Source organism: Actinomadura sp. CNU-125, assembly GCF_001942465.1.
Classification (GTDB): domain Bacteria; phylum Actinomycetota; class Actinomycetes; order Streptosporangiales; family Streptosporangiaceae; genus Spirillospora.
The window spans coordinates 1-26795 of record NZ_MKJY01000233.1; the positions used below are offsets into that span (position 1 = coordinate 1).

General features: G+C 72.9%; 26 protein-coding genes and 2 pseudogenes. 10 read left to right on the plus strand and 18 right to left on the minus strand.

What is annotated here, in order from left to right:
- Window positions 1-64: 64 nt before the first annotated feature.
- Together BJF79_RS25545 and BJF79_RS25550 are read right to left on the minus strand one after the other, a co-directional pair.
- Entirely contained in the window at window positions 65-1408 is a 1344-nt protein-coding gene (locus tag BJF79_RS25545) for a sensor histidine kinase (RefSeq protein ID WP_262402571.1), read from the minus strand.
- Window positions 1409-1507: 99 nt separating this feature from the next.
- A complete protein-coding gene (locus tag BJF79_RS25550; protein WP_075901112.1) occupies window positions 1508-2188 on the minus strand; it encodes a response regulator transcription factor in 681 nt (226 codons plus the stop codon).
- A gap of 130 nt (window positions 2189-2318) precedes the next feature.
- Here BJF79_RS25550 and BJF79_RS25555 point away from each other — a divergent pair, with 130 nt between their 5' ends.
- Together BJF79_RS25555 and BJF79_RS65795 are read left to right on the plus strand one after the other, a co-directional pair.
- Window positions 2319-2591 (plus strand): hypothetical protein, encoded by a 273-nt coding sequence (locus BJF79_RS25555; RefSeq protein ID WP_075901114.1) that lies wholly within the window; start codon window positions 2319-2321, stop codon window positions 2589-2591.
- A complete protein-coding gene (locus BJF79_RS65795; RefSeq protein ID WP_316043432.1) occupies window positions 2588-3832 on the plus strand; it encodes an SAM-dependent methyltransferase in 1245 nt (414 codons plus the stop codon). The genes BJF79_RS25555 and BJF79_RS65795 overlap by 4 nt, the downstream gene beginning before the upstream one ends.
- Before the next feature lie 4 nt (window positions 3833-3836).
- Here the strand turns inward: BJF79_RS65795 and BJF79_RS25565 are convergent, their stop codons facing one another.
- Together BJF79_RS25565 and BJF79_RS55850 are read right to left on the minus strand one after the other, a co-directional pair.
- Complete coding sequence (locus BJF79_RS25565; protein WP_075901116.1) at window positions 3837-4094, minus strand: hypothetical protein; 258 nt, start codon at window positions 4092-4094, stop codon at window positions 3837-3839.
- A gap of 80 nt (window positions 4095-4174) precedes the next feature.
- Window positions 4175-4315 (minus strand): hypothetical protein, encoded by a 141-nt coding sequence (locus BJF79_RS55850; RefSeq protein ID WP_158079290.1) that lies wholly within the window; start codon window positions 4313-4315, stop codon window positions 4175-4177.
- A gap of 258 nt (window positions 4316-4573) precedes the next feature.
- Between BJF79_RS55850 and BJF79_RS25570 the strand changes: the two genes are divergently transcribed.
- Complete coding sequence (locus BJF79_RS25570) at window positions 4574-5224, plus strand: YdcF family protein (RefSeq protein ID WP_075901186.1); 651 nt, start codon at window positions 4574-4576, stop codon at window positions 5222-5224.
- A gap of 12 nt (window positions 5225-5236) precedes the next feature.
- On the opposite strand, the gene BJF79_RS25575 is transcribed toward BJF79_RS25570, so the two are convergent.
- From BJF79_RS25575 to BJF79_RS25585, 3 genes are all read right to left on the minus strand, one after another.
- Complete coding sequence (locus tag BJF79_RS25575; RefSeq protein ID WP_262402572.1) at window positions 5237-5446, minus strand: DUF5999 family protein; 210 nt, start codon at window positions 5444-5446, stop codon at window positions 5237-5239.
- A gap of 124 nt (window positions 5447-5570) precedes the next feature.
- Complete coding sequence (locus BJF79_RS25580; RefSeq protein ID WP_075901120.1) at window positions 5571-6083, minus strand: hypothetical protein; 513 nt, start codon at window positions 6081-6083, stop codon at window positions 5571-5573.
- A 189-nt stretch (window positions 6084-6272) separates the two neighbouring features.
- Window positions 6273-7088: an SAM-dependent methyltransferase gene (locus BJF79_RS25585; RefSeq protein WP_075901122.1), complete on the minus strand. Its 816-nt coding sequence runs from the start codon at window positions 7086-7088 to the stop codon at window positions 6273-6275.
- 249 nt (window positions 7089-7337) lie between these two features.
- Here BJF79_RS25585 and BJF79_RS25590 point away from each other — a divergent pair, with 249 nt between their 5' ends.
- Genes BJF79_RS25590 through BJF79_RS25600 form a run of 3 tightly spaced genes read left to right on the plus strand, consistent with a single transcriptional unit; the run spans window position 7338 to window position 9926 of the window.
- Window positions 7338-8054: a DedA family protein gene (locus tag BJF79_RS25590; protein ID WP_083733885.1), complete on the plus strand. Its 717-nt coding sequence runs from the start codon at window positions 7338-7340 to the stop codon at window positions 8052-8054.
- Entirely contained in the window at window positions 8035-9291 is a 1257-nt protein-coding gene (locus BJF79_RS25595) for a sensor histidine kinase (RefSeq protein ID WP_262402573.1), read from the plus strand. The genes BJF79_RS25590 and BJF79_RS25595 overlap by 20 nt, the downstream gene beginning before the upstream one ends.
- Window positions 9282-9926 carry a response regulator gene (locus tag BJF79_RS25600; protein WP_075901124.1) on the plus strand — a complete coding sequence of 215 codons (645 nt, stop codon included), beginning with the start codon at window positions 9282-9284 and terminating at the stop codon, window positions 9924-9926. The genes BJF79_RS25595 and BJF79_RS25600 overlap by 10 nt, the downstream gene beginning before the upstream one ends.
- 4 nt (window positions 9927-9930) lie before the next feature.
- Here BJF79_RS25600 and BJF79_RS25605 read toward each other — a convergent pair whose 3' ends face one another.
- The 3 genes and pseudogenes from BJF79_RS25605 to BJF79_RS25610 form a co-directional block, all read right to left on the minus strand.
- Window positions 9931-10608, minus strand: a complete 678-nt coding sequence (locus BJF79_RS25605; RefSeq protein WP_262402588.1) for a hypothetical protein — start codon at window positions 10606-10608, stop codon at window positions 9931-9933.
- A pseudogene (locus BJF79_RS61600) lies at window positions 10609-10971 on the minus strand (FAD-binding protein); the annotation flags it as partial.
- Window positions 10972-11043: 72 nt separating this feature from the next.
- On the minus strand, window positions 11044-11508 hold the full coding sequence (locus BJF79_RS25610) for a MarR family winged helix-turn-helix transcriptional regulator (protein WP_075901128.1): 465 nt from the start codon (window positions 11506-11508) through the stop codon (window positions 11044-11046).
- Window positions 11509-12072: 564 nt separating this feature from the next.
- Between BJF79_RS25610 and BJF79_RS25615 the strand changes: the two genes are divergently transcribed.
- Window positions 12073-13515 (plus strand): trehalose-6-phosphate synthase, encoded by a 1443-nt coding sequence (locus BJF79_RS25615; protein WP_075901130.1) that lies wholly within the window; start codon window positions 12073-12075, stop codon window positions 13513-13515.
- Here the strand turns inward: BJF79_RS25615 and BJF79_RS25620 are convergent.
- Window positions 13439-14155 carry an ATP-binding protein gene (locus BJF79_RS25620; protein ID WP_083733910.1) on the minus strand — a complete coding sequence of 239 codons (717 nt, stop codon included), beginning with the start codon at window positions 14153-14155 and terminating at the stop codon, window positions 13439-13441. The two genes, BJF79_RS25615 and BJF79_RS25620, sit on opposite strands and share 77 nt — an antisense overlap.
- A gap of 206 nt (window positions 14156-14361) precedes the next feature.
- Between BJF79_RS25620 and BJF79_RS25625 the strand changes: the two genes are divergently transcribed.
- Both BJF79_RS25625 and BJF79_RS25630 read left to right on the plus strand, forming a co-directional pair.
- Window positions 14362-14598, plus strand: coding sequence for a DUF397 domain-containing protein (locus BJF79_RS25625; protein ID WP_075901134.1), 237 nt, complete (start codon window positions 14362-14364; stop codon window positions 14596-14598).
- Between the two features lie 58 nt (window positions 14599-14656).
- Window positions 14657-16186, plus strand: a complete 1530-nt coding sequence (locus BJF79_RS25630) for an AMP-binding protein (RefSeq protein ID WP_075901136.1) — start codon at window positions 14657-14659, stop codon at window positions 16184-16186.
- Window positions 16187-16247: 61 nt separating this feature from the next.
- Here BJF79_RS25630 and BJF79_RS25635 read toward each other — a convergent pair whose 3' ends face one another.
- The 3 genes from BJF79_RS25635 to BJF79_RS25645 all read right to left on the minus strand — a co-directional run bounded on the left by BJF79_RS25635 (window position 16248) and on the right by BJF79_RS25645 (window position 20023).
- Complete coding sequence (locus BJF79_RS25635) at window positions 16248-17807, minus strand: DHA2 family efflux MFS transporter permease subunit (protein ID WP_075901138.1); 1560 nt, start codon at window positions 17805-17807, stop codon at window positions 16248-16250.
- 402 nt (window positions 17808-18209) lie between these two features.
- On the minus strand, window positions 18210-19343 hold the full coding sequence (locus BJF79_RS25640; RefSeq protein ID WP_075901140.1) for a hypothetical protein: 1134 nt from the start codon (window positions 19341-19343) through the stop codon (window positions 18210-18212).
- Window positions 19344-19447: 104 nt separating this feature from the next.
- Window positions 19448-20023 carry a DinB family protein gene (locus BJF79_RS25645; protein WP_075901142.1) on the minus strand — a complete coding sequence of 192 codons (576 nt, stop codon included), beginning with the start codon at window positions 20021-20023 and terminating at the stop codon, window positions 19448-19450.
- Window positions 20024-20114: 91 nt separating this feature from the next.
- Here BJF79_RS25645 and BJF79_RS25650 point away from each other — a divergent pair, with 91 nt between their 5' ends.
- Window positions 20115-21221: a helix-turn-helix transcriptional regulator gene (locus BJF79_RS25650; protein WP_083733890.1), complete on the plus strand. Its 1107-nt coding sequence runs from the start codon at window positions 20115-20117 to the stop codon at window positions 21219-21221.
- Here the strand turns inward: BJF79_RS25650 and BJF79_RS25655 are convergent.
- The 4 genes and pseudogenes from BJF79_RS25655 to BJF79_RS25670 form a co-directional block, all read right to left on the minus strand.
- Entirely contained in the window at window positions 21128-22276 is a 1149-nt protein-coding gene (locus BJF79_RS25655) for an acyl-CoA dehydrogenase family protein (protein ID WP_075901144.1), read from the minus strand. The two genes, BJF79_RS25650 and BJF79_RS25655, sit on opposite strands and share 94 nt — an antisense overlap.
- Window positions 22276-23202 carry a hydroxymethylglutaryl-CoA lyase gene (locus BJF79_RS25660; RefSeq protein WP_075901190.1) on the minus strand — a complete coding sequence of 309 codons (927 nt, stop codon included), beginning with the start codon at window positions 23200-23202 and terminating at the stop codon, window positions 22276-22278. Before BJF79_RS25660 ends, BJF79_RS25655 begins: the two co-directional genes overlap by 1 nt.
- 2 nt (window positions 23203-23204) lie before the next feature.
- Window positions 23205-25152 (minus strand): annotated as a pseudogene (locus BJF79_RS25665) (acetyl/propionyl/methylcrotonyl-CoA carboxylase subunit alpha).
- Window positions 25153-25159: 7 nt separating this feature from the next.
- Entirely contained in the window at window positions 25160-26773 is a 1614-nt protein-coding gene (locus BJF79_RS25670) for a carboxyl transferase domain-containing protein (protein ID WP_075901146.1), read from the minus strand.
- Window positions 26774-26795: the final 22 nt, after the last annotated feature.

The following is a 26795-nucleotide window of genomic DNA, read 5'->3' on the forward strand; positions in this document are numbered from 1 at the left end:
AAGATCACGCAGATCTACGAGGGGACCAACCAGATCCAGCGGATGGTCATGGCCCGCCAGCTCCTCAAGTAACCGGCAGGCGCACCTCGAAGAGGGCGCCGCCCTCCGGCGCGTCCCGTACCGTCAGCGTGCCGCCGTGCGCCGCCACCAGGTCGCGGGCGATGGCGAGGCCGAGCCCCGCACCGCCCTCGTCCCGGCTGCGCGCGTCGTCCAGCCGGACGAACCGCTCGAAGACGCGTTCCCGGTCGGCGGCCGGGACGCCCGGCCCGTCGTCGGCGACCCGCACCACGGCGTCCCGTCCCTCCCGCCGGGCGGTGACGCGGACGACCCGGTCCGCGTGCCGCTCGGCGTTGTCGAGCAGGTTGCCCAGCACCCGCGACAGCCGTCCCGGCACGCCCGTCACCCGGGGATCGCCCTCGACGGACGCCCGCACCGGGACGCGGTCGCCCGCGGCCCGCCGGTCGAGTTCGTCCCGCACCAGCTCCGCGAGCCGGACGGGACGCGCCGGCGGGCGCTCGCCCGCGTCGATCCGGGCGAGGAGCAGCAGATCGGCGGCCAGATGCTGCAGCCGGACGACGTCGTCCACGGTGCCCTCGACGTCCAGCAGTTCGGGGTGCGCGACCGCCACCTCCAGTTGGGTGCGCAGCGAAGCGATCGGGCTGCGCAGCTCGTGCGACGCGTCCGCGACGAACGCGCGCTGCTTCGCCACCGAGTCCTCCAGCGCGGCGAGCGTCGCGTTCGTCGTGACGGCGAGCCGGCCCACCTCGTCCCGCGCCTCCGGCACCGGGACCCGGCGCGACAGGTCGCCCGCCACGGTGATCTCCGCCAGTTCCGCGCGGACCGCCTCCACCGGGAACAGCGCCCGCCGCGTGACCAGCCACGTCACACCCGCCACCACGGCCAGCAGCAGCGGCAGCCCCACGAGCATCGAGCGGATCACCGTCCCGACGGCGCTGCGGGCCGCGTCCAGCTCGGTGCCCGCGTACACCGTGACGGTCTCGCCCCCGGGCGTCGTCACCTCGACCGCCGCGAACCGGTAGTCGTCCGTCCGGCCGTCGACGGTCGCGGTGCCGGTGCCCAGCGACGGATCGTCGCCGGACACCTGCCCGCGGCCGGGCGCGTCGTCGTCGGATTCGTCGTCCCCGGGGTCGTCGTCCCCGTCGTCGCGTCCCGGCGCCGGGACGGACGCGTCTCCGGCGGGCGGCGTCCCGGTGACGGCCGTCAGGTCCTCGCTCGCCGCGCGCACCCGGCCCGTCCCGTCCACGACCTGTACCGGATGCTCCTCGTCGTCCGGCAGATCGAGCTCCCCGAACGCGGTGCCGGTCGCCAGCTGCGACGCCACCTCCCGCGCCGCGACCTCCGACCGCAGATCCGTCTGCCCGCCCAGTTCCGCGCGCAGCAGCAGCACGACGGCGAGCCCCGCGACGATCAGCGCGGCGGCGACGACGGCCGTCGCGCCCAGCGTCGTCCCCGGCCGACCGAGCCGAACCAGCGCCGCACGGACATCTCAGGCGCCCCCGTCCCGCGCCAGCCGGTACCCGGCGCCCCGTACCGTCGCGATCGACCTGCGGCCGAACGGCACGTCCACCTTGCGGCGGAGCGCGCTGATGTACACCTCGACGATGTTGGGGTCGCCGTCGTAGGCGAAGTCCCACACGGCCTCGATGATCTGCGCCTTCGACACGACGCGGCCCGCGTTCACCGCCAGATGCTCCAGCACCGCGAACTCCTTGGCCGTCAGCTCGACCTCCTCGCCGGCGCGGAACACCCGCCGGGCGGCCGGGTCCACGGTGAGGTCGCCCAGGACGATCGACGGGGCCGCCCCGCGCGTGCGGCGCCGCAGCAGCGCGCGGACGCGGGCCACCAGCACCACGTACGAGAACGGTTTCGTCAGGTAGTCGTCGGCGCCCGTGTCGAGGCCCTCGGCCTCGTCGTACTCGCCGTCCTTCGCGGTCAGCATCAGGATCGGCGTCTCGTCGCCCGCCGCGCGCAGCGCCGCGCACACCCGGTAGCCGTTCATCCCGGGCAGCATGATGTCGAGGACGATCAGGTCGTAGCCGCCCCCGGACGCCCGTTCGTACCCTTCGGCGCCGTCGTGGACGACGTCCACCACGAACCCTTCGGCGGTCAGTCCGCGGGCGAGGGACGTGGCCAGGCGTTTCTCGTCCTCCACGATGAGCAGGCGCATGACGCACAGCCTGCCAAACCCATCCTGAAGAGCGCTTCAGGTTGCTTCAGGCCCGCTACAGGAACGTCCTGCATCGTCGACGACACAAGGGCCGACCGGCCACGACACACCGACACGGAGGTGGAACCACATGAGCATCGACGCGCGCCGCATCCTCAGCGGCCGCAGGCTGCTGGTCACGGCGCTCGCCGCGGCGGCCGTCGCCGGTGGGGGAGCCGCCACGGCGGCCGCGGCCGCGGGCCCGGACGGCGGGGACGAGAACGTCCCGGCGGGCACCCGGGTCACGGCGGTGAAGGCGGCGCAGGCCGCGCTGAAGGCGGCCCCCGGGGCGTCGAGGACATCGACCTCGACGACGGCGGCTGGGAGATCGACGTCGTCACGTCCGGCGGCGTCCGCACCGTGATCGTCGACACCGGTTCGGGCGAGGTCGTCCAGAATCGGGCCGACCGGGACGACGATGACGACGCCGACGACCGCCGCGAGGCGGCCGCCGAGGCGAAGGCGCTGGGCGGCGCGAAGACGACCGCGGCCGACGCCGCGACCGCCGCACTGCGGGCGGCGTCCGGTACCGTCACGTCCGTCGACTTCCGGGCCGGGGGGACGCCCGCCTGGGAGGTCGAGGTCACCGGCGAGACGGCACCGAGCGCGAGGTCACCGTGGACGCCGCCTCCGGGAAGGTCCTGCAGAACCAGGCCGACGACCGGGACGACGACGATGACGACGACCGCGGCGACGACGACGGCCCCGACGACGACTGACGCGCCCTCGCACGGCGTCCCCCGGCCGGAACCGGCATGGGGGGCGCCGCCGCCGGGAAGACCTCGATCACGGCGGGTCGAGGGGGAGGCTATGAACGGTGACCAGGCACCGGCGCCCGGCGTGGACACGACCGTCCCGCAGGTGGCGCGCATCTGGAACTACTGGCTCGGCGGCAAGGACAACTTCCCCGTGGACCGGGAGGTCGGCGACCGGATCCTGCGCATCCTCCCGGACGTCGCGCGGCTCGCCCGCGCGTCCCGGCTGTACCTCAACCGCGTCGTGTGGTTCCTCACCGCCGAGGCCGGCATCCGCCAGTTCATCGACGTCGGCGCCGGCCTGCCCACCGTCGACAACACCCACGAGGTGGCGCAGCGCGCCGCGCCCGAGTCGCGCATCGTCTACGTCGACAACGACCCGATGGTGCTCGCCCACGCGAAGGCGCTGCTCACCAGCGCCCCCGAGGGGCGCACCGCCTACGTCCACGCCGACCTGCGCGACCCCGACCCCATCATCGAGGCCGCCGCCGAGACGCTCGACTTCGGGGAGCCCGTCGCGCTGACGCTGATGGGCATCCTCGAATTCATCACCGACGACGACGAGGCGTACGCGATCGTCCGGCGGCTCATGGACGCCCTCGCCCCCGGCAGCTACCTCGCCATGTACGACGGCACGAACGTCGTGCACGGCGCGGCTTCCGACCGGATCGTGGAGGTCTGGAACGAGTCCGGAGACTCCCCGCTCGTCCTGCGCACCCCCGAGCGCATCGCCCGGTTCTTCGAGGGCCTGGAGATCCTGCGGCCCGGCGTCGTCCCGATCACGCGCTGGCGTCCCGAACACCCCGCCGACGACGTCGACGCCTACGGCGGCGTGGGCCGCAAACTCTGAGCGGCTACGTCCCGTCCTTCCGGCCGCTCGCACGGAACTCCAGTGCCTCCGGCGTCTCGGTGTACTCCACGAGGTGGCTGCCCGCGACGCGTTCCAAGGCCGTGCGCACCTCGGCGGGCGTGGCGTAGAAGAACTCGCGGCGCTGGTTGACCTGCTCCACGTGCGACCGTTCCTTGAGCAGGCGCGCCTTCTCCCGTTCGAACTCCTTGCGGGCCTTCTCCTCCTCGCGCTCCCGTTCCCGCTCGGCGCGCACCCGCTCCATCTCCCCTCCACCTTCGCGAGGTGGTCGGGGGTCAGCCGGAGTTCTCTGACCCGGACCGCCTCGGACGTCCGGGCGGTGGATCAGCGGCGCATGCCGCTGCCGCCGGATTCCTCTTCGCCGTCGCTGCTGTGCTCGGGTTCGAGGTACTCGTCGTCGGGCCACAGGGTGTCGGCGAGGCAGGCGAGGTACTCCTCGTCCTCGGGGTCGAGTTCGGCGGTCATCGACTCCGGATGGACGCCGGGCGGCCCGCTCGACGGCTCCGCGGGCGCGCGCGGGGGGAAAGGGGCGGAGCAGGTTGGACACGCACAGGCAGAGCACGGCGACCAGCGCGATGAGGACCAGCACTGTGATCACACCACCCCGTCCTTTCGCGGTCGGGTTACACATGATCCTTGCGTAAGTAGCGAAACATTTGAACGCTACCGGGACGACCGTTCGGATGGGAGTCCGACATGCTGACCGCCGGGGACAATGGGCGCATGGACTCTCACAGCCCCGTGGACGAGCGGGCGCGCGAGCTGGCCCGGATCCTCTGGGATCATCTGGTGCTGGCCGACCCTCTCTCCCAGGCTGACGTGATCCTCGCGCTGGGGTGTCACGACACGCGGGTGGCGGTCCATGCCGCCCGGCTCTGGCATGAGGGACGGGCGCCGCTGCTCGTCGTCTCGGGCGGCCGCGGCAAGATCACGTCGGGCTGGGCGGAGCCGGAGGCGCGGGTGTTCGCGCGGGTGGCGCGCGAGCACGGCGTCCCGGAGCGGGCGCTGGTGCTGGAGGAGACCGCGGCCAACACGGGCGAGAACATCACGGCGACGCGCCGCCTGCTGGACGTGCGGGGCATCGCGGTGCGCAGCGGGATCCTGGTCGCCAAGCCCTACATGACGCGGCGGTCGCTCGCGACGGCCCGGCGCCAGTGGGCGGAGGTGGAGTGGACGGTCGCCGCGCCCGAGGTGGGGTTCGACGCGTACGAAGACGACGAGCGGCGGTTCGTCGAGCTGATGGTGGGCGACCTGCAGCGGATGGTCGTCTACGCCGACCGCGGGTTCCAGGTGCCGATGCCCGTCCCCGCGGCGGCGTGGGCGGCGTACGAGGAACTGGTCCGGCTCGGTTACGACCGTCACGTGATCAGGTGACGGTCGCGGCCGTCACGCGAGGGTGACCGGACGGTGCGGGGCGACGACGCGGCCGTCGGGCAGCAGCTCTCCGGTGTCGTCGAAGACGACGGTGCCGTTGCACAGCAGGCTCCAGCCCTGCTCGGGGTGGTGCGCGACGGTGCGCGCGGCCTCCCGGTCGTGGGCGTCCGACGCCGGGCAGGACGGGTCGTGCGGGCAGGTCGGGATCGGTTCGGCGGTCACGGGTTCCTCCATGGCGTCCCTGTGATTAAGGACATACTTCACCCTGCCGCCGGACGACCGAAATATGCAAGTAGATGGGGAAGTCTTTACGTTACGGGCGTGTAAAGGTTCGGTGGTCCGGGCATCAGCGGCGATCGGGCTCGTCGCCGTGATCGACGTCCAATCCGACGACCGAGGTGCAGCCCGTGCAGATCCATTCCGCGATCACCGACTCGAAACCGCCGCCGCGCGTGCGGTAGGGGTGGGCGACGCGCCTGCGCCGCATGCCGTGACCGCAGGACGAGTGCAGCAGCCGTCCGCACGCCGGGCACGGCCACACGTCCTCGCGGCGGAGCGCGCAGCGGGGGCACAGTGGCGACTCGTGCGCCTCGGGCGGTCCGTCCGGACGGACGTCGCCGGGGCCGTCGAGGCCCAGTTCGGCACGCCAGTCGCGTTCGAGTTCCAGGTACTCGTCGCCCGGCCAGTGGTGGTCGGCGAGCCAGGCGAGGTACTCCTCCTCGCCCGCTTCGAGCACGGCCGTCAGCGACTCGGGGTGCCCGGGCGCCGGGGCGGGCGGACGCCGGAAGCGGCGCCGTCTCACGGCCAGCAGAATGAGCAGGCCGGTGAGCACGGCGGCCAGACCTGTCGCCAGGGGCATCGCGGGGGTTCCTTTGGATCATGAATTCGCTTCACAAAACCCTGCGAACGGTACAAGAAGGCTTCCTGACCGAAAAGTCGATCAGAAAGATCCTTTGTCCGGATCTCTGACAAGGCGGGTCCGAAAATTAGAGATCCCGTGACCGAAACCCCGGCCGGGCGGGCCGGGGTCCGGGGTGCCGGGCGTTCCTCAGTCCTTGCGGCCGAGCACCGCGACCATCTGCCTGTGCAGCGGATGCTCCAGCGGCCCCGCCGGCCCGTTCGGACGCCACGCCGACACCGGTTCGACGCCCGGCTCCAGGATCGTCAGCCCCTCCATCATCCGCTCGACCTCGGAGGAATGACGGAAATAGGAACCGCCGAGCCCCGACTGCAGGATCTTCTTCGCCTCCTCGACGCGCGGGTCGTCGCCCGAGTCGTGCAGGTGCGTCAGGACGATGTGGCTGCCCGCCGGAAGGCGCCGGTGCAGCGCGCGGACGACGCCGGCCGGGTCCCGCTCGTCGGGCACGTGGTGGAGGATCGCGGCGAGGATGACGCCGACCGGACGGTCGAGATCGATCAGCGCGGTCAGCGCCGGATCCGCGAAGATCTTCTCTGGCTCGTACAGGTCGCCCTGGATGAACGTGGCGACGCCGGTCTCGGTGAGCAGCGCGCGGCCGTGGGCGAGCACGATCGGGTCGTTGTCGACGTACACGACACGGGCGCCGGGGACGGCCTTCTTGGCGAACTGGTGCACGTTGGACGACGTGGGCAGCCCCGACCCGATGTCGACGAACTGGTCGATGCCGAGTTCGCCGGCGAGGTAGGCCACCGCCCGCTCGATCGCGACCCGGTTGCCCCGCGCGACGACGGGCGCCTCCGGGACGAGCCGCATCACCATGTCCGCGACCTCCCGGTCGGCGGCGAAGTTGTCCTTGCCGCCGAGGAAGTAGTCGTACACCCGGGCGAACGTCGGGGTGGCGGGGTCGATGCCGGGGGGCGCGTTCTCCGGGAGGTCGTCGGCCACGCGTGCGGCTCCTCGCTGATCGGTGCGACGGGGTGAAAAGCCCGTGCGGCGGGGAAATCCACATTAGGCTGAAGTGCCCGGCCGTGCGGGCCTTTCACCGATCATCGCCGTTCCCGTCACCGTCCGGCCGGTGCGCGGCGGGCGGCGACGGTGCGGTTTTCCGCAGGGCCGGGGTTGTGGCGCGCGGCCGGTAAGGTCGGCGGTGCGCTCCATGGTGGCGGTACCGGCGGATCTCTAGTGTGGCGAGGCATGATCACAATGACGTTTTTGGCGGCGACCGAGGGCGAGCCGGTGGGCGGCATCGCGGGCTGGGCCACCGACCTGATGGAGCAGCTGGGCGCGCCGGGCGCGGGGCTCGCGATCGCCCTGGAGAACCTGTTCCCGCCGCTGCCGAGCGAGATCATCCTCCCGCTCGCGGGGTTCACCGCCTCGCAGGGCAAGATGAACCTCATCGCCGCCCTGATCTGGACGACCGTCGGTTCCGTCGTCGGCGCGCTCGCCCTCTACGGCATCGGCGCGATCATCGGACGCGACCGCATCCGCAGGCTCGTCGCCCGGCTCCCGCTCGTCAAGATCGAGGACCTCGACCGCACCGAGGCGTGGTTCGCCAAGCACGGCGCCAAGGCGGTCTTCTTCGGCCGGATGATCCCGATCTTCCGCAGCCTGATCTCCATCCCGGCCGGGGTGGAGCGGATGCCGCTTAGCAAGTTCATGCTCTACACCACCCTCGGCAGCGCCCTCTGGAACACGATCTTCGTCATGGCCGGTTACGGGCTCGGCGACCAGTGGCACAAGGTCGAGGAGTACGTCGGCGTCTACTCCAAGGGCGTCCTCGCGGTGGTGGGCGTGGCGGTCCTGGTGTTCATCGCCTTCCGCATCGTCAAGTCGCGCAAGGACGGCAACGGGAACGGTGGGGCGCACCGCGCCGGCGTGGGAGACCCCGAGCGTGATCGCAGCGCCTTCTGACGGCGCCACCGGCCGCGCCGACGATCACGACGAGACCGGTCACCACCGGACCGACCGTGCTGAAACCGATCGGGGCGGGACGGCCGGGAGCGGCCCCGTCCGGACGGCGGCGCGGGCGTCCGCGGGGCTCGCGCTCGGCGCCCTGAGCGCCGTCCTGGAGCTCGTCTTCCTGCTGGCCACGGCCATTCCCGTCCTGCTCGCGCTGGGACGCCGCCCGCCGCCTGCCGCCGTCGGCGCCGCGGCCCGCGGACTCACGGAACTGGAGCGGCGCAGGCTCGCGGCCTTCTTCGCCGAGGAGAGCGCCGCACCCGAAGACCCCGGCCGCGCGCTCGCCTACCTGGCGGTGCGCGCACCGATCGGGCTGCTCGGCGGGGCGATCCTGCTGCTGATCGGCTACGGCGCGTACCTCGGCGTCGGCCTGGCGGTGAGCTGGTGGATCACCGGCGAATACATGGACGGGATCCCGCCGCACCTCTGGATCGTCGTCTACACGTTCCTCGCGGGCGCGCTGCTGCTGTTCATCGCCGTCCAGGGGTTGGCGGGGGTCGTCGCGTTGGAGCGGACGGCCGCGCGCCGCCGGCTCGGGCCGAGCCCGCTGGACGCCTACCGGCGCCGCATCGCCGAACTGCGGGAGACCCGGGCGCAGGTGGTGGACGCGGTCGACGACGAGCGCCGCCGCATCGAACGCGACCTGCACGACGGCGTGCAGCAGCGGCTCGTCGCGCTCGGCATGCTGATCGGCCGGGCCCGCCGCGCGGGCGGCGGCGACCCCGAGCGCGCCGCCGAACTGCTGCGGCAGGCGCACGAGGAGTCGCGGCACGCCCTGGAGGAGCTGCGCGAGGTGTCGTGGCGGGTGTTCCCGGCGGCGCTCGACGGCGAGGGCCTGCGGACGGCGCTGGAGACGGTCGCGGAGCGGTCCGCGGTCCCGGTGACGATGGACTACGCCTACCCGGGGCGACCCCCGCACATGGTCGAGACCGCCGCGTACTTCGTCGTCTGCGAGGCCGTCACCAACGCCGCCAAGCACTCCGGCGCCGGACGCGTCCGCGTCGGCGTCGCGGAACTGAACGGGGGGATCGGCGTGCGCGTCGAGGACGACGGGGCCGGGGGAGCCGACCCGGACGGCGGCGGGCTGGCCGGGCTGGCCCGCCGGGTCGCGGCACTGGACGGGACGTTCGCCGTGCACAGCCCGCCCGGCGGCCCCACCGTGATCACCGCGGAGTTGCCGTGCGGGTGATGCTCGCCGAGGATTCCACGCTGCTGCGCGAGGGCCTGGTGCGGCTGCTGTCCGAGGAGGGACACGAGGTGGCCGCGGCGGTCGGCGACGGCGACGCGCTGCTCGCCGAAGTGGCCGCGGCGCCGCCCGACGTCGTCGTCGTGGACGTCCGGATGCCGCCCACGCACACCGACGAGGGATTGCGCGCCGCGCTGGAGATCCGCCGCCGGTGGCCGGGCGTCGGCGTGCTCGTGCTGTCCCAGTACGTGGAGAAGCGGTACGCCGCCGAGCTGATCGGCGCGGACACGGGCGGGGTCGGCTACCTGCTCAAGGACCGGGTCGCGCAGGTCGACGAGTTCCTCGACGCCCTCGACCGGATCGCGGCGGGCGGCGCCGCGTTCGACCCCGACGTGGTGCGGCGGCTGGTGGCGCACAGCACGCACGCCGATCCGCTGGGCCGGTTGACGCCACGCGAACGGGACGTCCTCGACCACATGGCGCAGGGCCATACCAACGGGTCGATCGCCGCGCACCTGCACATCTCGCAGAGCGCCGTGGAGAAGCACGTCAACGCGATCTTCGACAAGCTCGACCTGTCGAACACCGCCGGGTACAGCCGCCGCGTGCTGGCCGTGCTGCGCTACCTGCGGTCGTGAGCCGTCACGTCCCGTCGTCCACCGAGTCGACGGGATAGCGGGTGCCCCCGGCGGCGCGGGCGCGGGCGAGCAGCGCGCGGTTGGCGGCGAGCATCGCGGCGGCGGGCGCGCAGCCGGGCGAGGCCGTCCGCAGCATGCCGAGCAGGACGGGATCGGGCGGGACGGCGAGGCCGGGCACTCGTCCGGTGCGCAGCGCCTTGATCAGGACGACGCCGCTGCGGCCGATCCCGGCCGGGTCGGTGGCCGCCAGTTCGGTCTCGATGACGGCGGCGGCGCGGTCGCCGGGCAGGAACACCATGCCCCACGGGTGGGGGCGCGCCCATTCGCCGAGCGCGACGAGTTCGGTCACGTCGGGGCGGAGGCGGTCGGCGAAGTCGAGGTAGGGGAGTTCCTCGGCCTCGACGGTCCCGGGCGGCGGCGCGCCGTCGTGCAGTACCGCCTTGGCCTCGTACCGCCACCCGCCGTCCTCCGCGGGCCGGGCCTGCCCGGAGACGTGCTCGGCCCGCGTCTCGCGCTGGACGCGCAGCAGGTCGGCGGCGTCGCGGCACGGGATCGTGCAGGACAGCACCCGCTCGGGGACGGGCACGAGCCGCAGCGTCGCCCGGGTGATGACGCCGTGCCGACCGAGGCCCGCCCGGACCGCGTCGAACAGTTCCGGCCGGACGGCCGGGGAGCATTCCACCGGCCCGCCGCCGGACCGGACGACTTCGAGCGACGAGACGTTCGCGGCCTGCAGCCCGTGCCGGTGCGAGGTGCCGCCGACGCCGCCCGCCGACAGCGTCCCGCCGACGGTGACGTCGAGGTGGTCGGTCAGGACGGGCGGGGCGAGGCCGTGCGGCAGCGTCGCGTCGAGGACCTCGCGCCAGGTCGTCCCGGCGGCGACGACCGCGTGCGCGTCCGGACCGGCGGCGACCGCGCGGACCCCGGCCAGGCCGCGCATGTCGAGCGAGACGCCGTCGGTGAGCGACTGCCGAACGTGGACGTGCCCGAGGCCGCGCGGAACGGCGTCCAGGCCGTCCGCGGCGGCCTCCCGGAGCGCGGCGGCGACCTCGGCGGCGACCCGGGCCGGACGGTCCGTACCGGGGAGCGCTCGACGATCCCGCCGAAGTCGCGCACGCTACCGGCTCCGCAGGCGGTCGGCGACGCGGCCGAGCGCGTCCCCGAGCAACTCGATCTCCTCGCCGGACAGCACGTCGATCAGGGACTCCCGGACGACGCGCCGATGCCCCGGACGGACGCGTTCGAGCGCGGCCGCGCCCGCGCCGGTGAGCTCCGCCCACACCGAGCGGCGGTCGGTCTCGCAGCCGGTGCGCCGCACCAGCCCGGCCCGTTCCAGCTGCGTGACCTGGTAGGTCAGCCGGCTCTTGGAGATCATCACCTGGCGGGCGAGGTCGGACATGCGCAGTCGTCCGCCGTCGGCCCGGTCCAGCCGGACGAGGACCTCGAACTCGGGATGCGAGAGCCCGCCGTCGCGCTTCAGCTGCCGCTCGACCTCGTGGTCCATGAGGTGCCCGGCGGCCGACAGGAAGGCCATCCAGGCGCGCATCTCCGGGTCGCCGAGCGGATCCGCCGCGTCGCTCATGCGCCGATCTTAGTTGGCCCGCGTCCGGCCTGCGGTTTCTAGGCGGTCCGGGATTCGATCACCGCACGCGGCCATGGCGGCGCCGCACGCTCGACGGCCCCTCCGAGGCCGAGACCTCCGACCGACGACGCGGCGATGGCAGGACCCACGGCCGAGGGCGCGGCCGAGGCCCGATCCTCCGGTCGGCGACGGAGCCATAGGGAAGTGCGTCGGAGCGGCGGCGCGGCCGGAGCCGGGTCCTCCGGTCGGTCGACGGCCGATGGTCGGGCGGCCGGTCGGCGGGCGGGCCGCCGGGTGCGCCGCGCGGTGCGCCGCACGTCAACGCCGGTATGTGATCTGGGACACATTTTGTCAGGATCGGCCGGTGAAGGTGACGGCGCGGTAAACATCGGTCACCTGGCGCGAAAGGGATGTGGCCCGCTCCAATCCCGGTCATCGGTGGTCCCGCGTTCCTTACGCGACCCTTTTCCCGTCATGATCTCTTTGCGTCGAAGTGACAAGATGTTCCCGATGACCGTTTCTGGGCATGGTGATCACTGAGGTTCCTGGAGAGGCGGGTCGCAGTTGTCGCGGGGTAGTGAGTTCGTGGTGGTGGCCAACCGGCTTCCGGTCGACCGGATCGTCGGAGCGGACGGCGAACCGCGCTGGCGGCGCAGTCCCGGCGGGCTGGTCAGCGCGATCGCGCCGGTCATGCGGCGCCGCAACGGCACGTGGGTCGGCTGGACCGGAGCGCCGGACGAGCGGCTGGAGCCGTTCGAGGAGGACGGCATGGCGCTCGTCCCCATCTCGCAGTCGGCCGAGGACGTGGAGCTTTACTACGAGGGTTTCTCGAACGCCACGCTGTGGCCGCTCTACCACGACGTCGTGGCGCCGCCCGTGTACGACCGCGCGATGTGGGACGCCTACGTGCGCGTCAACCGGCGCTTCGCGGAGGCGGCGGCAGAGGTCGCCGCCGAGGGCGGCATCGTCTGGGTGCAGGACTACCAGCTCCAGCTCGTCCCGGCCATGCTGCGGGACCTGCGTCCCGACCTGCGCATCGGGTTCTTCCTGCACATCCCGTTCCCGCCCGTGGAGCTGTTCTGGCAGCTGCCGTGGCGGCGCCGGATCCTGGAGGGGCTGCTGGGCGCCGACCTGGTCGGTTTCCAGCTGCCCGGCGCCGCGGCCAACTTCGTGCGGCTCTGCCGGCGCCTGCTGGACACCCGGCACGTCAAGCAGGACGTCCTGTGGGACGGCCGCGTCGTCCGCGCCCGCGCGTTCCCGATCTCGGTCGACGTCGGCGAGCTGGACGACCTCGTGGCCCGTCCGGAGGTGCGGGAGCGTGCGCAGGAGATCCGCGGCGACCTCGGCGACTCGACGCTGCTGCTGGGCGTCGACCGGCTCGACTACACCAAGGGCATCCGGCAGCGCCTGGAGGCGTTCGGGGAGCTGTTCGAGGACGGCCACCTCAAGCCGGGCGAGGCCGCGTTCGTGCAGATCGCGACGCCGAGCCGCGAGCGCGTCGAGCAGTACCAGCTCCTGCGCGAGGAGATCGAGCAGGAGGTCGGCCGGATCAACGGCGAGTACGGCGAGATCGGTTTTCCGGTCGTGCACTATATGCACACTTCGTATGACCGTTCCGAGCTGGCCGCGCTCTACCTCGCCGCGGACGTCATGGTCGTCACGCCCCTGCGGGACGGCATGAACCTCGTCGCCAAGGAGTACGTCGCCTGCCGTGCGGACCTGCGCGGCGCCCTGGTGCTGAGCGAGTTCACCGGCGCCGCCGACGAGCTCAAGCGCGGCGCGTTCCTCGTCAACCCCTACGACATCGACGGGCTCAAGGAGCGGCTGCTGGACGCGCTCGGCGCCGAGCCCGCCGAGCTGGCCCGGCGGATGCGCTCGATGCGCCGCCGCGTCCTGGAGCACGACGTGGACCGCTGGGCCCACGCGTTCCTCAGTGAGCTGGAGCGTCCGGAGCGGGAACGTCCGGCCGACGCGGCGTCTCCGGTCCTTCCGGTGCCGGAGGGCTGACCCGCCGGGCGAAGGCCGCCCACACCGACTTGCCGCCGGTCGCGAGCGGCGCCCAGCCCCAGGCGTCGCTGACCGCGCCGACCACCAGCAGGCCCCGGCCGCCCTCGACGAACCGGTCGGGGTCCACCGCCGCGGGCTCGGGGGCGCGCCCGCTCGGGTCGGTCACCGCCACGACGAGCCGCCGCCGGTGGCCGATCAGCACGAGCTGGATCGGCTGCCGCGGCAGGGGCTGGGGGAGACCCTCCAGGCCGTGCCGCAGGGCGTTGGTGACCAGTTCCGACACCGTGACGACGATGTCTCCGGCGTCGGCGGCGTCGCCGTCCAGGCCCCACTCGCGGAGCGTCGCGGAGGTGAACTCGCGCGCCGTCCGGGGACGCGGTGATCTCGGCCCGCAGGACCCGGCGCGCGGTGCGCGGGACGCCGCGTGCGGCGTCGGCCAGCGTCCGGCCAGGCCGGGTTCCGGAGCCGGGACGCCGGGGACGGCGCGGCCGTCCGCGGGCACGTGCGCGGGCGCGGGCGCGTCCGGCCAGGTCGAGTGCCCGGCCGCGGCGTTGCGCGGCCGTAGGCCCTCCGCGGCGCCGTGGAGGGCGCCGTGCCTGGCGGCGTGCGCCGCGACGTCGTCTGCCTGGTCAACGGTCATGGTGTGAACCTCAGAGGCGAGCGGGTTGGTCACCGGCGAGCGTTCGCTATCTTGCTCCTCAAGTCGTGCAGATGCAAGACCGTCTGCACGAACGGGTGCAAGAACGAATGCAAGGCCAAATGCACGTGCATCTCGTACCATGGTGTGGGGTGGGGCGAGATCGCGGCCTCCCTGCGGGGAGGCGGACACGCCTAGAGGGGGCAAAGATGAACGGCCACCAGATGCCGCCCGGCGGCGCGAGCCGCAGCGGACTCGTCTGGCAGAAGAGCCGGCGGAGCAATCCGAGCGGCAACTGCGTCGAGATGGCCGAACTCCCCAGCGGAGACATCGCCGTGCGCAACTCCCGGGACCCCGAGGGGGCCGTCCTCGTCTACACGCGGGAGGAGGTGGAGGCGTTCGTCGGCGGGGCCAAGGACGGTGACTTCGACCACATGCTGGTCTGAGCGGCCGAATAAACCGAATCCCATTCCATTGCGGGGTGCGGCCCGCTAACGTGCGGATATGCACCTGGGGCAGATCGCCGCACAGACACCAGACAAGCCCGCCGTGATCATGGCGGGCTCGGGCCGCACCGTCACGTACCGGGAACTGAACGAGGAGTCCAACCGGCTCGCGCAGCTGCTCCACGCGGAGGGGCTGCGCCCGGGGGACCACATCGCGTTCATGCTGGAGAACCATCCGCTCTACCTCGCCATCGCCTGGGCCGCCCAGCGGTCCGGGCTCTACTACACGGCCGTGAGCTCGCGGCTCGGCCCCGACGAGGTCGCCTACATCGTGGGCAACTGCGAGGCCGAGGTGTTCATCGCGGACGCGGCGATCCCGGCGATCGCGCAGAACCCGCCGGACGTGCCGCTGCGCCTCATGCTCGGCGGCACGGCCCCCGGCTACGAGTCCTACGAGGAACGCGTCGCCGCGCACCCCGCCACGTCCATCGAGGACGAGTGCGAGGGCGTCGACATGCTCTACTCGTCGGGCACCACGGGCCGCCCCAAGGGCGTGAAACCCGCCCTCAGCAAGGCCGAGATGGGCACCCCCGGCCCCCTGACCCAGCTCATCGCGCTGCTGTTCCAGCCCGACGGCGACTCGGTGTACCTGTCCCCGGCGCCGCTCTACCACGCCGCCCCGCTGCGCTACTGCCTCACCTTCCAGCGCTTCGGCGCCACCGTCGTGGTGATGGAGAAGTTCGACCCCGAGCAGGCGCTCGCGGCCGTCGAGAAGTACGGGGTCACGCACAGCCAGTGGGTGCCGACCATGTTCATCCGGATGCTGAAGCTCCCCGCGGAGACGCGCGCCCGGTACGACGTGTCGAGCCTCCGCGCCGCCGTGCACGCCGCCGCGCCCTGCCCCGTCCCGGTCAAGGAGCAGATGATCGACTGGTGGGGCCCGATCCTCCACGAGTACTACGCGGGCACCGAGGGCAACTGCTTCGTCTACGCGAACTCCGAGGACTGGCTGGCCCACAAGGGCACCGTCGGACGTCCCGTCCTCGGCAAGGTCCACGTGTGCGACGAGGAGGGGGAGGAGGTTCCGACGGGCACCCCCGGGACGCTCTACTTCGGCGAGGGCCCCGAGTTCGAGTACCACGGCGACGACGACAAGACGGCGGCGTCCCGCGACCCCAAGGGGCGCGGCTGGAGCACCCTCGGCGACGTCGGCTACGTCGACGAGGACGGGTTCCTCTACCTCACCGACCGCCGCGCGTACATGATCATCAGCGGCGGGGTGAACATCTACCCGCAGGAGGCCGAGAACACCCTGGCCGTGCATCCGAAGGTCGCCGACGTCGCCGTGCTCGGCGTCCCGGACGCGGAGATGGGCGAGGCCGTCAAGGCGGTCGTCCAGCCGCTGAGCATGGACGACGCGGGCCCCGAGCTGGAGGCCGAGCTGATCGCCTACTGCCGCGACCGGCTCGCCCACTACAAGTGCCCGCGCTCGGTCGACTTCCGTGCCGAGCTGCCCCGCCACCCCACCGGCAAGCTCTACAAGCGGCTGCTGAAGGACGAGTACTGGAAGGACGCGGCGGCGTCCTGAGACGGGACGAGCCCCGGTCCGGGACGATCCGGACCGGGGCTCGCGGCCGTTCGGCGGCCGATCAGTGCATCGCGATCGGCGGACCGTCCGACGCCGGGGCGTCCGGCTTCTTGCGCGGGAGCACCAGCGCGGGCACGAACGCCAGGAGCAGCAGCCCCGCCGCGTACCAGAACGTGTTCTGGAACGCGTCCGCCATCGGGCCGACGATCTTCGCGAGGGCCTCGGGCGGCAGCTCGCTCATGGACCCGAGGCCGACCTCGCCGCCCCCACCGCCCTCGCCGCCCGGCATGGGCGGCAGCTGCGAGGTGAACTGACGGGCCAGCAGCACCGACATCATCGCCGTGCCGACCGACGCCGCCACCTGCTGGATGATGTTCAGCATCGTGCTCGCGCGCGGCACCTCGTCGTGCACGAGCGGCTGGATGGCCGCGGCCATGGTCGGCATCATCGTCATGCCCATGCCGAGGCCCATCGCGAACAGCGTCGCGCCGAGCGCCCAGTAGGAGGTGTCCTCCTGCACCTGGTAGGCGAAGCCCGCCAGCGAGAGGATCACGATCGAGAGGCCGCCCAGGACGACGCGTCCGGGGCCGATCCGGTCGGTGAGGCGGCCGCCGATCGGCATCGTGACCATCGCGCCGAGGCCCTGCGGCGCCAGCAGCAGGCCGGAGGCCATGGCCGCCTCACCGCGCACCACCTGGTAGTACAGCGGCATCAGCAGCATGGCGCCCATGAACGCGACGGCGAACAGCACCAGCGTCCCGGACGCGGCGGCCACCGACCGCCGCTTGAGCAGCCGCAGGTCGATCAGCGGGTTCGCGGCGGTCAGCGCCCGGGCCACGAACCCGAGCACCAGGACGGCGCCGACCAGCGTGAACGGCAGCGCCTCGGCCGCCAGGAAGTCGCTCAGCTCGCCGCCCTTCGCCAGCCCGTAGATCAGCAGTGCGAGACCGGGGGAGAGCAGCAGGAGCCCGATGAGGTCCAGCTTCTCGGCCGGCTTGGGGTTGTCGGGCGGCAGGATGCGGGCCGCCAGGAACAGCGACACGATCCCGATGGGCAGGTTGATGAAGAAGATCCAGCGCCAGGACACGTCGTCGACGAGGTAGCCGCCGAGGATGGGCCCGATGATCGGGCCGAGCAGCATCGGGATGCCGACGATGCTCATCACCTGGCCGACCCGCTGCGGGCCCGCCGCCTGGGTCATGATCGTCATGCCCGCGGGCATGATCATGCCGCCGCCGAGGCCCTGCAGGACCCGGAAGGCGATCAGCGACTCCGCCGACCACGCCATGCCGGCCAGCATCGAGCCGATCACGAACAGCGCGATCGAGATCATGTAGAGGCGCTTGGTGCCGAACCTCGCCGACGCCCAGCCCGTGATCGGGATCACGGTGGCCAGCGAGAGCGTGTACCCGGTCGCGACCCACTGCATGGTCGCGAGCGAGGTGTTGAACTCCTCGGTCAGCGCGTTGAGCGCGACATTGACGACGGTCACGTCGAGGATGGACATGATCGCGCCGAGCACCACGACGCCGGCGACCGCGAGCACGCCGCGGTCGAGACCTCCGGATTCCGGGGCCTCCGGCGGGCCGTCCGCCGCCTTGGGAGACGCGGGAGCGGTCAACTTACTTTCCAATCGTCGAGGTCCGCGCACGCGGGCACGCAGGGACCGGGGGAATCGTCATGGGGGATACCGCAGCAAAATACTGCAGAGACTGACACTTTCGCGAACGGTTAAACTCGCCCGACCTCGGAAGTATTCCGGCCGGGTCGGACGAACCGGTCGGGTCTGCGCTGCTCCCCGCGTTCCAGCGTCAGACCTCGACCGCGCTTGAGGTCAACCGAATGTGACGGACGCGACATATCGCCCTCCACCTCCGCGTTCACCCCGAAGCGACCGCGCACCGACTCAGACTTCCCCTGTCCTCGGAACTCATCGCCGCCCCTCGATGAACTCCCGACCAACAGCTTTGGGATCACTTTGTGTTACATTTACGATACTTGAGGTGGTCGCATCGGTCGAGGGTCAGAGGCCGTCCGCGACGCGATCCTCCAGGGCGAGGACCGTCAGCGCCTCGTCGGCCTCGTCGAGCGACACGAAGCGCCCGCCGTCCGAACCGGGGACCTCCAGCCGGAGACGCGTCTCACCGGACCCGCCGTCGGCTCGCCAGGCGATCCGGATCGAACCCCGAGACCTCCCGATATAGGTCAGGTGGTCGCCGTCCTCGTATTCGTGCCGGAGTCGGGCGAGGCACTCGGACAGGGTGTAGATCCCGTGATTGCCCCGGCCGTCGTCGGTGTAGGGATTGGACGGCACCATCTCCAGCATCTCCTCGGCCGGGCGGGCGGCGACGGCAGCGAAGGCGTCCGGGTCGAAGTCCGCACCGGCGAACAGCGGACCGAACGCCTCCTCGACCGAGCGCAGCGGCAGGTCGAACTCGACGATCCGCTCCTCGCCGGGCACGTGGAGGGTGCCGCGCAGCCGGTCGTACACGCGGTGGACCCGCAGTTCGTGCCGGCGCACGTCCTCGATGGACAGCCGGACGCCGTCCGGCATCACCGGCCGCGCCCACGCCTTCGCCCAGGCGATCCGCGCCAGGATGTCCGGGGCGGAGAACACGGTCGGACGCGGGCGCTTCGGGTTGACCCGGAAGAAAAGGTCCGCCGCGCCGTCGTCCAGGCGCCGCACGTCGGCCCTCGCCTCCGGCTCGCGGTCCCAGTAGCAGCGGGACTTGGTGAGCGTTCCCCACAGGAACCTGTGGGCGTCCGTCCCGTCCGCCGCCTCGGTGCGGTGGACGGGCACGACCTCCATGCCGCGGTCCTCCAGCGGGCGGCCGCGGAAGAAGGGGGCGTGCCCCGCGCCGAAGAGGGCCGCGCGGTCCAGGGCGAACCCGGGGACGTCGATGGGCCGCAGCCGGACGATCGCGCCGAGGTCGTCGCGGTCGGCGAGCCCGTCCACGGCGTCCAGCAGGGCCGCCGCGACGTCCTCGCGGTAGGCCCGGTTCGCGCGGATCGCCAGCACGCGGTCGCCCCGGACCCGGTAAACGGTCGTTCCCCGCCCGCCCTCTTCGAGGAGGACGTCGTGCCGCCCGATCCGCGCGGGCACGCAGGGAAACGCCCGGCCCTGCGAAATGAGCGCGATCCAATCGTTCGTGTCCATGCGGCGGAACGGTAACGCGGCGGACCGACATCCGCCGTGAGACGCCGGGGGCGGGGCGGCCGGTCCCGGCCGAGCCGCCGTGGCGCGTCCCGGCCGGGCGGCCGTCAGCCCATGCTCTTGGCACCGTCCAGGGACTCGCGGATGATGTCGGCGTGGCCCGCGTGCTGGGCGGTCTCGGCGATGATGTGGACGAGCGCCCGGCGGGCCGAGCAGGACGCGCCCGGCTCGAACCACGGGGCCTTCGGGAGCGGCTGCGCGGCGTCCAGGTCGGGGAGCGAGACGACGAGCCCGTCGGTCCGGCGGGCCGTCTCGTCGTAGTCGGCCAGCACACCGGCCAGCGTCTCGCCCGGCAGCAGGCGGAACCCGTCGACGCGCGCGGCGAAGTCCGCCTCGGTCATGGAGTCGAAGTCGCCCAGCGCGGACGGGCCCGTCACGATGAAGTCCGCCCAGCCCCGCTCGGTCGCGGCGACGTGCTTGATCAGGCCGCCGATCGTCAGCTCGCTGTCGGTGGTCCGGCGCCGGGCCTGCTCGTCGGTGAGGTCGCGGGCGGTGAAACGCAGGAAGTGGCGGGTCTCGGCCAGCTTCGCCAGCAGGTCGGCGCGCTCACCGGTGCGGGGCGCGGTCTCGCCGGTGGTCTGGTCGGTGGTCTGGTCGGTGGTTTTGCCGATGGTCTCGTTCATGGGTTTCGCCTCCCGGGTGTTCCGTCGGACAGAGTCCACGCTAGGAGGACAAGCGGCCACTTTCTGACCTATTTGCGGGCAGAATTCGGTCATGGCGAACACGAGCACGCGGACGCTGCGGCTGCTGTCCCTACTGCAGAACCGGCGCTACTGGCCGGGCGACGAACTGGCGGGACGGCTCGGGATCTCGCGGCGCACGCTGCGCCGGGACGTCGACCGGCTGCGCGAGCTGGGCTACCCCGTCGAGGCGCGGCGCGGCGTCGACGGCGGCTACCAGCTCGCGGCGGGCGCCGCGCTGCCGCCGCTGGTGATCGACGACGACGAGGCCGTCGCCCTGGCCGTCGGGTTGCAGACGGCCGCGCAGAGCGCGGTCGAGGGCATCGCCGAGCCTTCGGTGCGGGCGCTGGCCAAGGTCGTGCGGGTGATGCCGGCGCGGCTGCGGAGCCGGGTCGAGGCGCTGCGCACGATGACCGTGCCCGCCGGGTGGGGCGGCGCGTCCCGTCCGGGCGCCGACGGGGGCGTCGATCCGGGCGTGCTCACCGAGGCGGCGCTGGCCTGCCGGGACACCGAGCGGCTCCGCTTCGGCTACACCGCCGCCGGTGGCCGCCGCACCGACCGGCACGTCGAGCCGCACCGGCTCGTCTGCCTGGGCCGCCGCTGGTACCTGGTCGGCTACGACCTCGACCGGCACGACTGGCGCAGCTTCCGGGTCGACCGGCTCACCGGGCCGTACTCCACCGGGGCCCGCTTCCGGCCGCGCGAACTGCCCGCGGGGGACGCGGCCGAGTTCGTCCGCGCCGGGCTCGACGAGATGCCCCGCCCGTACACGGTCGAGGCGCTGATCGAGGCGCCCGCCGCGGTCGTGCGCGCGCGGATCGGCCGGTGGAGCACCGCCGAGGAGATCGACGCCGGGCGCTGCCGGGTGCGCATCACCGCCGACTCGCCGGACTGGGCGACGATGGCACTGGGCGTGGTCGGCGCCGACTTCCACGTCGTGGACCCGCCCGAGATGCGCGAGCGGGTCCACGAGTGGGGGAGCGCGGTTCCGCCGGGCGTAGGCCCGGCCGGGCCCGGCCGGGCCCGGCCGGGCCCGGCCGAACCCGGTTACGCCGGGGGCAGGCCGAGGGCGCGGGCGATGAGCATGCGCTGGACCTCGGACGTGCCCTCGCCGACTTCGAGGATCTTCGCGTCCCGGTAGAACCGGCCGACGGCGTACTCGTTCATGAACCCGTAGCCGCCGAAGACCTGCGTGGCCTCGCGGGCGTTGTCCATGGCGGCGTTCGACGCGACGAGCTTGGCGATCGCCGCCTCCTTCTTGAACGGCTCGCCCGCCAGCAGCCGGGCTGCGGCCGCGTAGTACGCCAGCCGGGCCGTGTGGGCGCGCATCTCCATGTCGGCGATCTTGAACTGGATCGCCTGGTAGCGGCCGATCTCCTTGCCGAACGCCTCGCGCTCGCGGACGTAGCGCAGCGACTCGTCCACGCAGCCCTGCGCGAGACCGACCGACAGCGCCGCGATGGCGATGCGGCCCTCGTCCAGGATGCGGAGGAACTGCGCGTAGCCCCGGCCGCGCTCCCCGACGAGGTTCTCGGCGGGGACGCGGACGTCGTCGAACGACAGCTCGCGGGTGTCGGACGCCGACCAGCCGACCTTCGAGTACTTGCGCCCGACCGTGAAGCCCGGCGTGCCGTTCGGGACGATGATCGTCGAGATCTCGCCGTCGCCGGTGAACGCGGTGACGGTGACGAACGCCGTGATGTCGGTGCCCGAGTTCGTGATGAACGACTTCGACCCGTTGATCACCCAGGAGTCGCCGTCGAGCCGGGCCGTGGTGCGCATGCCGCCCGGCACGTCCGAGCCGCCGCCCGGTTCGGTCAGGCCGAACCCGGCGAGGTTCTCACCGGACGTCAGCCGCGGCAGCCACCGGGCCTTCTGCGCGTCCGAACCGAACCGGTAGATCGGCATCGCGCCCAGGGAGACCCCGGCTTCGAGAGTGATCGCGACGGACGAGTCGACGCGCGCGAGCTCTTCGAGGGCCAGGCACAGCGCGAAGTAGTCGCCGCCCATGCCGCCGTGCTCCTCGGGGAACGGCAGCCCGAACAGGCCCATCTTCCCCATCGCCGCGACGATCTCGTACGGGAACTCGCCGCGCTCGTACAGGTCGCCGATCACCGGCGCGACGGTCTCGCGGGCGAACCGCTCGACCGTGCCCCGCAGCTCCTCCTGCTCGTCGCTCAGGTTGAAGTCGATCATCATTGCTCCGTTTCGGGGGACAGGGCCTGCACGACGCGGGACGGGCTCGGGCGGCCGAGCCGCCCGGCCATCCACCGGCTGGTCTCCACCAGCTTGCCGAGGTCGACTCCGGTGTCGACGCCGAGCCCGTTCAGCATCCACACGAGGTCCTCGGTGGCGAGGTTGCCGGTGGCGCTCTCGGCGTACGGGCAGCCGCCGATGCCGCCCGTCGAGGCGTCCACGACCGTGACGCCGGCGCGCAGCGCGGCGAGCGTGTTCGCGAGGGCCTGCCCGTAGGTGTCGTGGAAGTGGACGGCGAGCCGGTCGACGCCGATGCCGGCGGCGGTCATCGCCTCGATCAGCGCGGTGACGTGCCCGGCGGTGCCGACGCCGATGGTGTCGCCGATGCTGAGCTGCGAGCAGCCGAGCTCCATCAACCGGGACGCGACGGAGACGACCTGCTCGATCGGGACGTCGCCCTCCCACGGGTCGCCGAACGCCATCGACACGTACGCCCGCACCCACAGGCCCTGCTCGCGCGCCCGCCCGACGACGGGCGCGAACATCTCCAGGGACTCGGCCACGCTCCGGTTGAGGTTGCGCCGGGCGAACGACTCGGTGGCGCTGCCGAACACGGCGACCTCGGTGACGCCGTTGGCGAGCGCCCGGTCCAGGCCCCGCTCGTTCGGGACGAGGACGGGGTACCGCAGTTCGGGCGAGCGGGGCAGGACGGCCAGCAGCTCTTCGGCGTCCGCGAGTTGCGGCACCCACCTGGGGTGGACGAAGCTCGTCGTCTCGATCGTGCCCAGCCCCGCGTCCGCGAGCCGGGTGACGAACTCGGCCTTGACGGACGGCGGCACGATCGCCTTCTCGTTCTGCAGGCCGTCGCGCGGCCCGACCTCGTAGATCGAGACGCGCTCGGGCAGCCCCGGCAGCGGTGTGCGCATCGTCATGCCTCCTCGATCACGGCCAGCACCGCGTCGAGGGCCACCTGGGCGCCCGCGCGGACCGGCAGCTTCGCCACGACGCCCGCGAGGGGCGCGGTGACGGTGTGCTCCATCTTCATCGCCTCGACGACCACGAGCGCCTGCCCCTCGGCGACCGTGTCGCCCTCGGCCGCCTTGACGGCCAGGACAGTCCCGGGCATCGGGGCTGCGCACGCACGCCGTCCCCGGCCCCGGCGGCCGCCGCGCCGCCCTCGGCGGCGACGTGCTCGCCGAGGGCCCACGTCCGGCCCTCGCGTCCGAGCCACAGTGTGTCGCCGTCGCGGGCGGCGGCGAACGTGACCGTCCGTCCCGCGTAGGCGAGGGTCGTGCCGTGCAGGGACGCCTCGACGGGTTCGCCGTCGCCGACGCGGACCCACGCGGACGAGACGCGGCCCTGCACCCGGACCTCGACGGGCTCGCCGCCCGCGGGCGTGATGATCCAGCGCGTCCAGGCGTGCGCCCCGGGGCGCCAGCCGTCCGGGATCGTCCACGGGTCGTCGCCCGCCCGTTCGAGGGCGTGCATCCGTTCCAGCGCGGCGGCGGCGAGCACCTCGGGCGGGACGGCCGCGCCGCCGCCGAGGCCGCCGGTCAGGTCGTCGAGGGCGCGCTCCACCAGGCCGGTGTCGAGGTCGCCGGACGCGACGTCCGGATGCCGCAGCAGCGCGCGCAGGAACGCGACGTTCGTCGGGACGCCGAGGAGCGTGTACGCGGCGAGCGCCCGGTCGAGCCGGTGCAGCGCCTCGGCCCGGTCCGCGCCGTGCACGATCACCTTCGCGAGCATCGGGTCGTAGGAGCCGCCGATCTCGGTGCCGACGGCGAGCCCGGAGTCGACCCGCACGTCCGGTTCGTCCAGGGCGAGGACGCGGCCGCCGGTCGGCAGGAAGCCGCGCGCCGGGTCCTCGGCGTAGACGCGGGCCTCGATCGCGTGCCCGTCGAGGCGGACGTCGTCCTGCGCGAACGGCAGCGGCCGTCCGGCGGCCACGTGCAGCTGGAGTTCGACCAGGTCGAGGCCGGTGACCAGCTCGGTCACCGGGTGCTCGACCTGCAGCCGGGTGTTCATCTCCATGAAGAAGAACTCGTCCGGGCGGTCGGCCGACACGATGTACTCGACCGTTCCCGCGCCCGTGTACCCGACGGCCTGCGCGGCGGCGACGGCGGCGGCGCCCATCCGTTCGCGGGCCGCCGCGTCCAGCAGCGGCGACGGCGCCTCCTCGACGATCTTCTGGTGCCGCCGTTGCAGGCTGCACTCGCGTTCGCCCAGGTGGACGGCGTTGCCGTGGGCGTCCGCGAACACCTGGATCTCGATGTGCCGGGGGTTCTCGACGAACCGCTCGACGAGGATGGTGTCGTCGCCGAACGAGCCGCGCGCCTCGCGCCGCGCGGACGCGATCGCGTCCGGCAGGTCGGCGGCGTCGCGGACCAGCCGCATGCCCTTGCCGCCGCCGCCCGCCGACGGCTTGAGCAGCACCGGCAGGCCCACGTCGAGCGCGGCCGCCCGCAGCTCGCCGTCGGACAGGCCCGCCTCGTCCCGTCCGGGGACGACCGGGACCCCGGCCGCCGCGACCGTCCGCTTCGCGCGGATCTTGTCGCCCATCGCCTCGATCGCCGCGGCGGGCGGCCGATGAACACCAGCCCCGCGTCGCCGCAGGCCCGCGCGAACGCGGTGTTCTCGGCCAGGAACCCGTACCCCGGATGGACGGCCCGCGCGCCCGCCGCGCGGGCCGCGCCGATCACCGCCTCGATGTCCAGGTACGACGGGACGAGCAGTGCCTCGTCCGCCGCGCGCACGTGCGGGGCGCCCGCGTCGGCCGTCGTGTGGACGGCCACCGACCGCACGCCGAGCCGCCGCAGCGTGCGGAACACGCGGACGGCGATCTCACCCCGGTTGGCGACCAGGACGCTGTCGAACATCAGACCCTCACATCCGGAAGACGCCGTAGCCGACCGGCTCCAGCGGTGCGTTCGCCGCGACCGACAGCCCGAGCCCCAGCACCCGCCGGGTGTCGCGCGGGTCGATGACCCCGTCGTCCCACAGCCGCGCCGTGGAGTAGTACGGATTCCCCTGGTCCTCGTACTGCTCGCGGATCGGCGCCTTGAACCTCTCCTCGTCCGCGGCGGGCCACTGCTCGCCGCGCGCCTCCATCTGGTCGCGCCGGACGGTCGCCAGGACGCTCGCGGCCTGCTCGCCGCCCATGACCGAAACGCGGGCGTTCGGCCACATCCACAGGAACCTGGGGGAGTACGCCCGGCCGCACATGGCGTAGTTGCCCGCGCCGAACGAGCCGCCGATCACGACGGTGAACTTGGGGACGCGCGCGCACGCCACGGCCGTCACCATCTTGGCGCCGTGCTTGGCGATGCCGCTCGCCTCGTACTCGCGGCCCACCATGAACCCGGTGATGTTCTGCAGGAACACCAGCGGGACGCTGCGGCGGTCGCACAGCTCGATGAAGTGCGCGCCCTTCTGCGCCGACTCGCCGAACAGGATCCCGTTGTTCGCGACGATCCCGACCGGGTGCCCGTGGACGCGCGCGAAGCCGGTGACGAGCGTCGTCCCGTACTCCTTCTTGAACTCCTGGAACCGGCTGCCGTCCACGATCCGCGCGATGACCTCGCGGACGTCGTAGGGCGTGCGGGCGTCCGTCGGGACGACCCCGTACAGCTCGGACGGGTCCGCGGCCGGTTCCTCGGACGGCGCGACGTCCCACGGGCGGGGTTCGCGCGGCCCGAGCGTCCCGGCGATGTCGCGGACGATCCGCAGGGCGTGGGCGTCGTCCTCGGCGAGGTGGTCGGTGACGCCGGACGTGCGGGAGTGCAGCTCCCCGCCGCCCAGTTCCTCGGCCGTCACGACCTCGCCGGTCGCGGCCTTCACCAGCGGCGGGCCGCCCAGGAAGATCGTGCCCTGGCCGCGGACGATCACGGCCTCGTCGCTCATCGCGGGCACGTACGCGCCGCCCGCGGTGCAGGAGCCCATGACGGCCGCGATCTGCGGGATGCCGCGTTCCGACATCGTCGCCTGGTTGAAGAAGATCCGCCCGAAATGCTCCCGGTCGGGGAACACCTCGTCCTGGCGGGGCAGGAACGCGCCGCCGGAGTCGACCAGGTAGACGCAGGGGAGGCGGTTGTGCAGCGCCACCTCCTGCGCCCGCAGGTGCTTCTTCACCGTGACCGGGTAGTACGTGCCGCCCTTCACGGTGGCGTCGTTGGCGACGATCACGCATTCGCGCCCGGACACGCGGCCGATTCCGGTGATGATCCCGGCGCCCGGCGCCTCGTCGTCGTACATGCCGTTCGCGGCCAGCGGCGACAGTTCCAGGAACGGCGAGCCGGGGTCGAGAAGCGTGTCGACCCGGTCGCGGGGGAGCAGTTTGCCGCGGGCGGCGTGCCGTTCGCGGGCCCGCTCGGGACCGCCGCGCCCGGCCAGGTCAACGCGCTCGCGCAGCTCGGCGACCAGCGCCTCGTTGTGCGCGGCGTTGGCCTTGAACGCCTCGCCCGCGACGTCGGCGCGCGTGCCGATCTCGGGTCCGGTCATGGTGCCCTTCCCTGTTAATGCT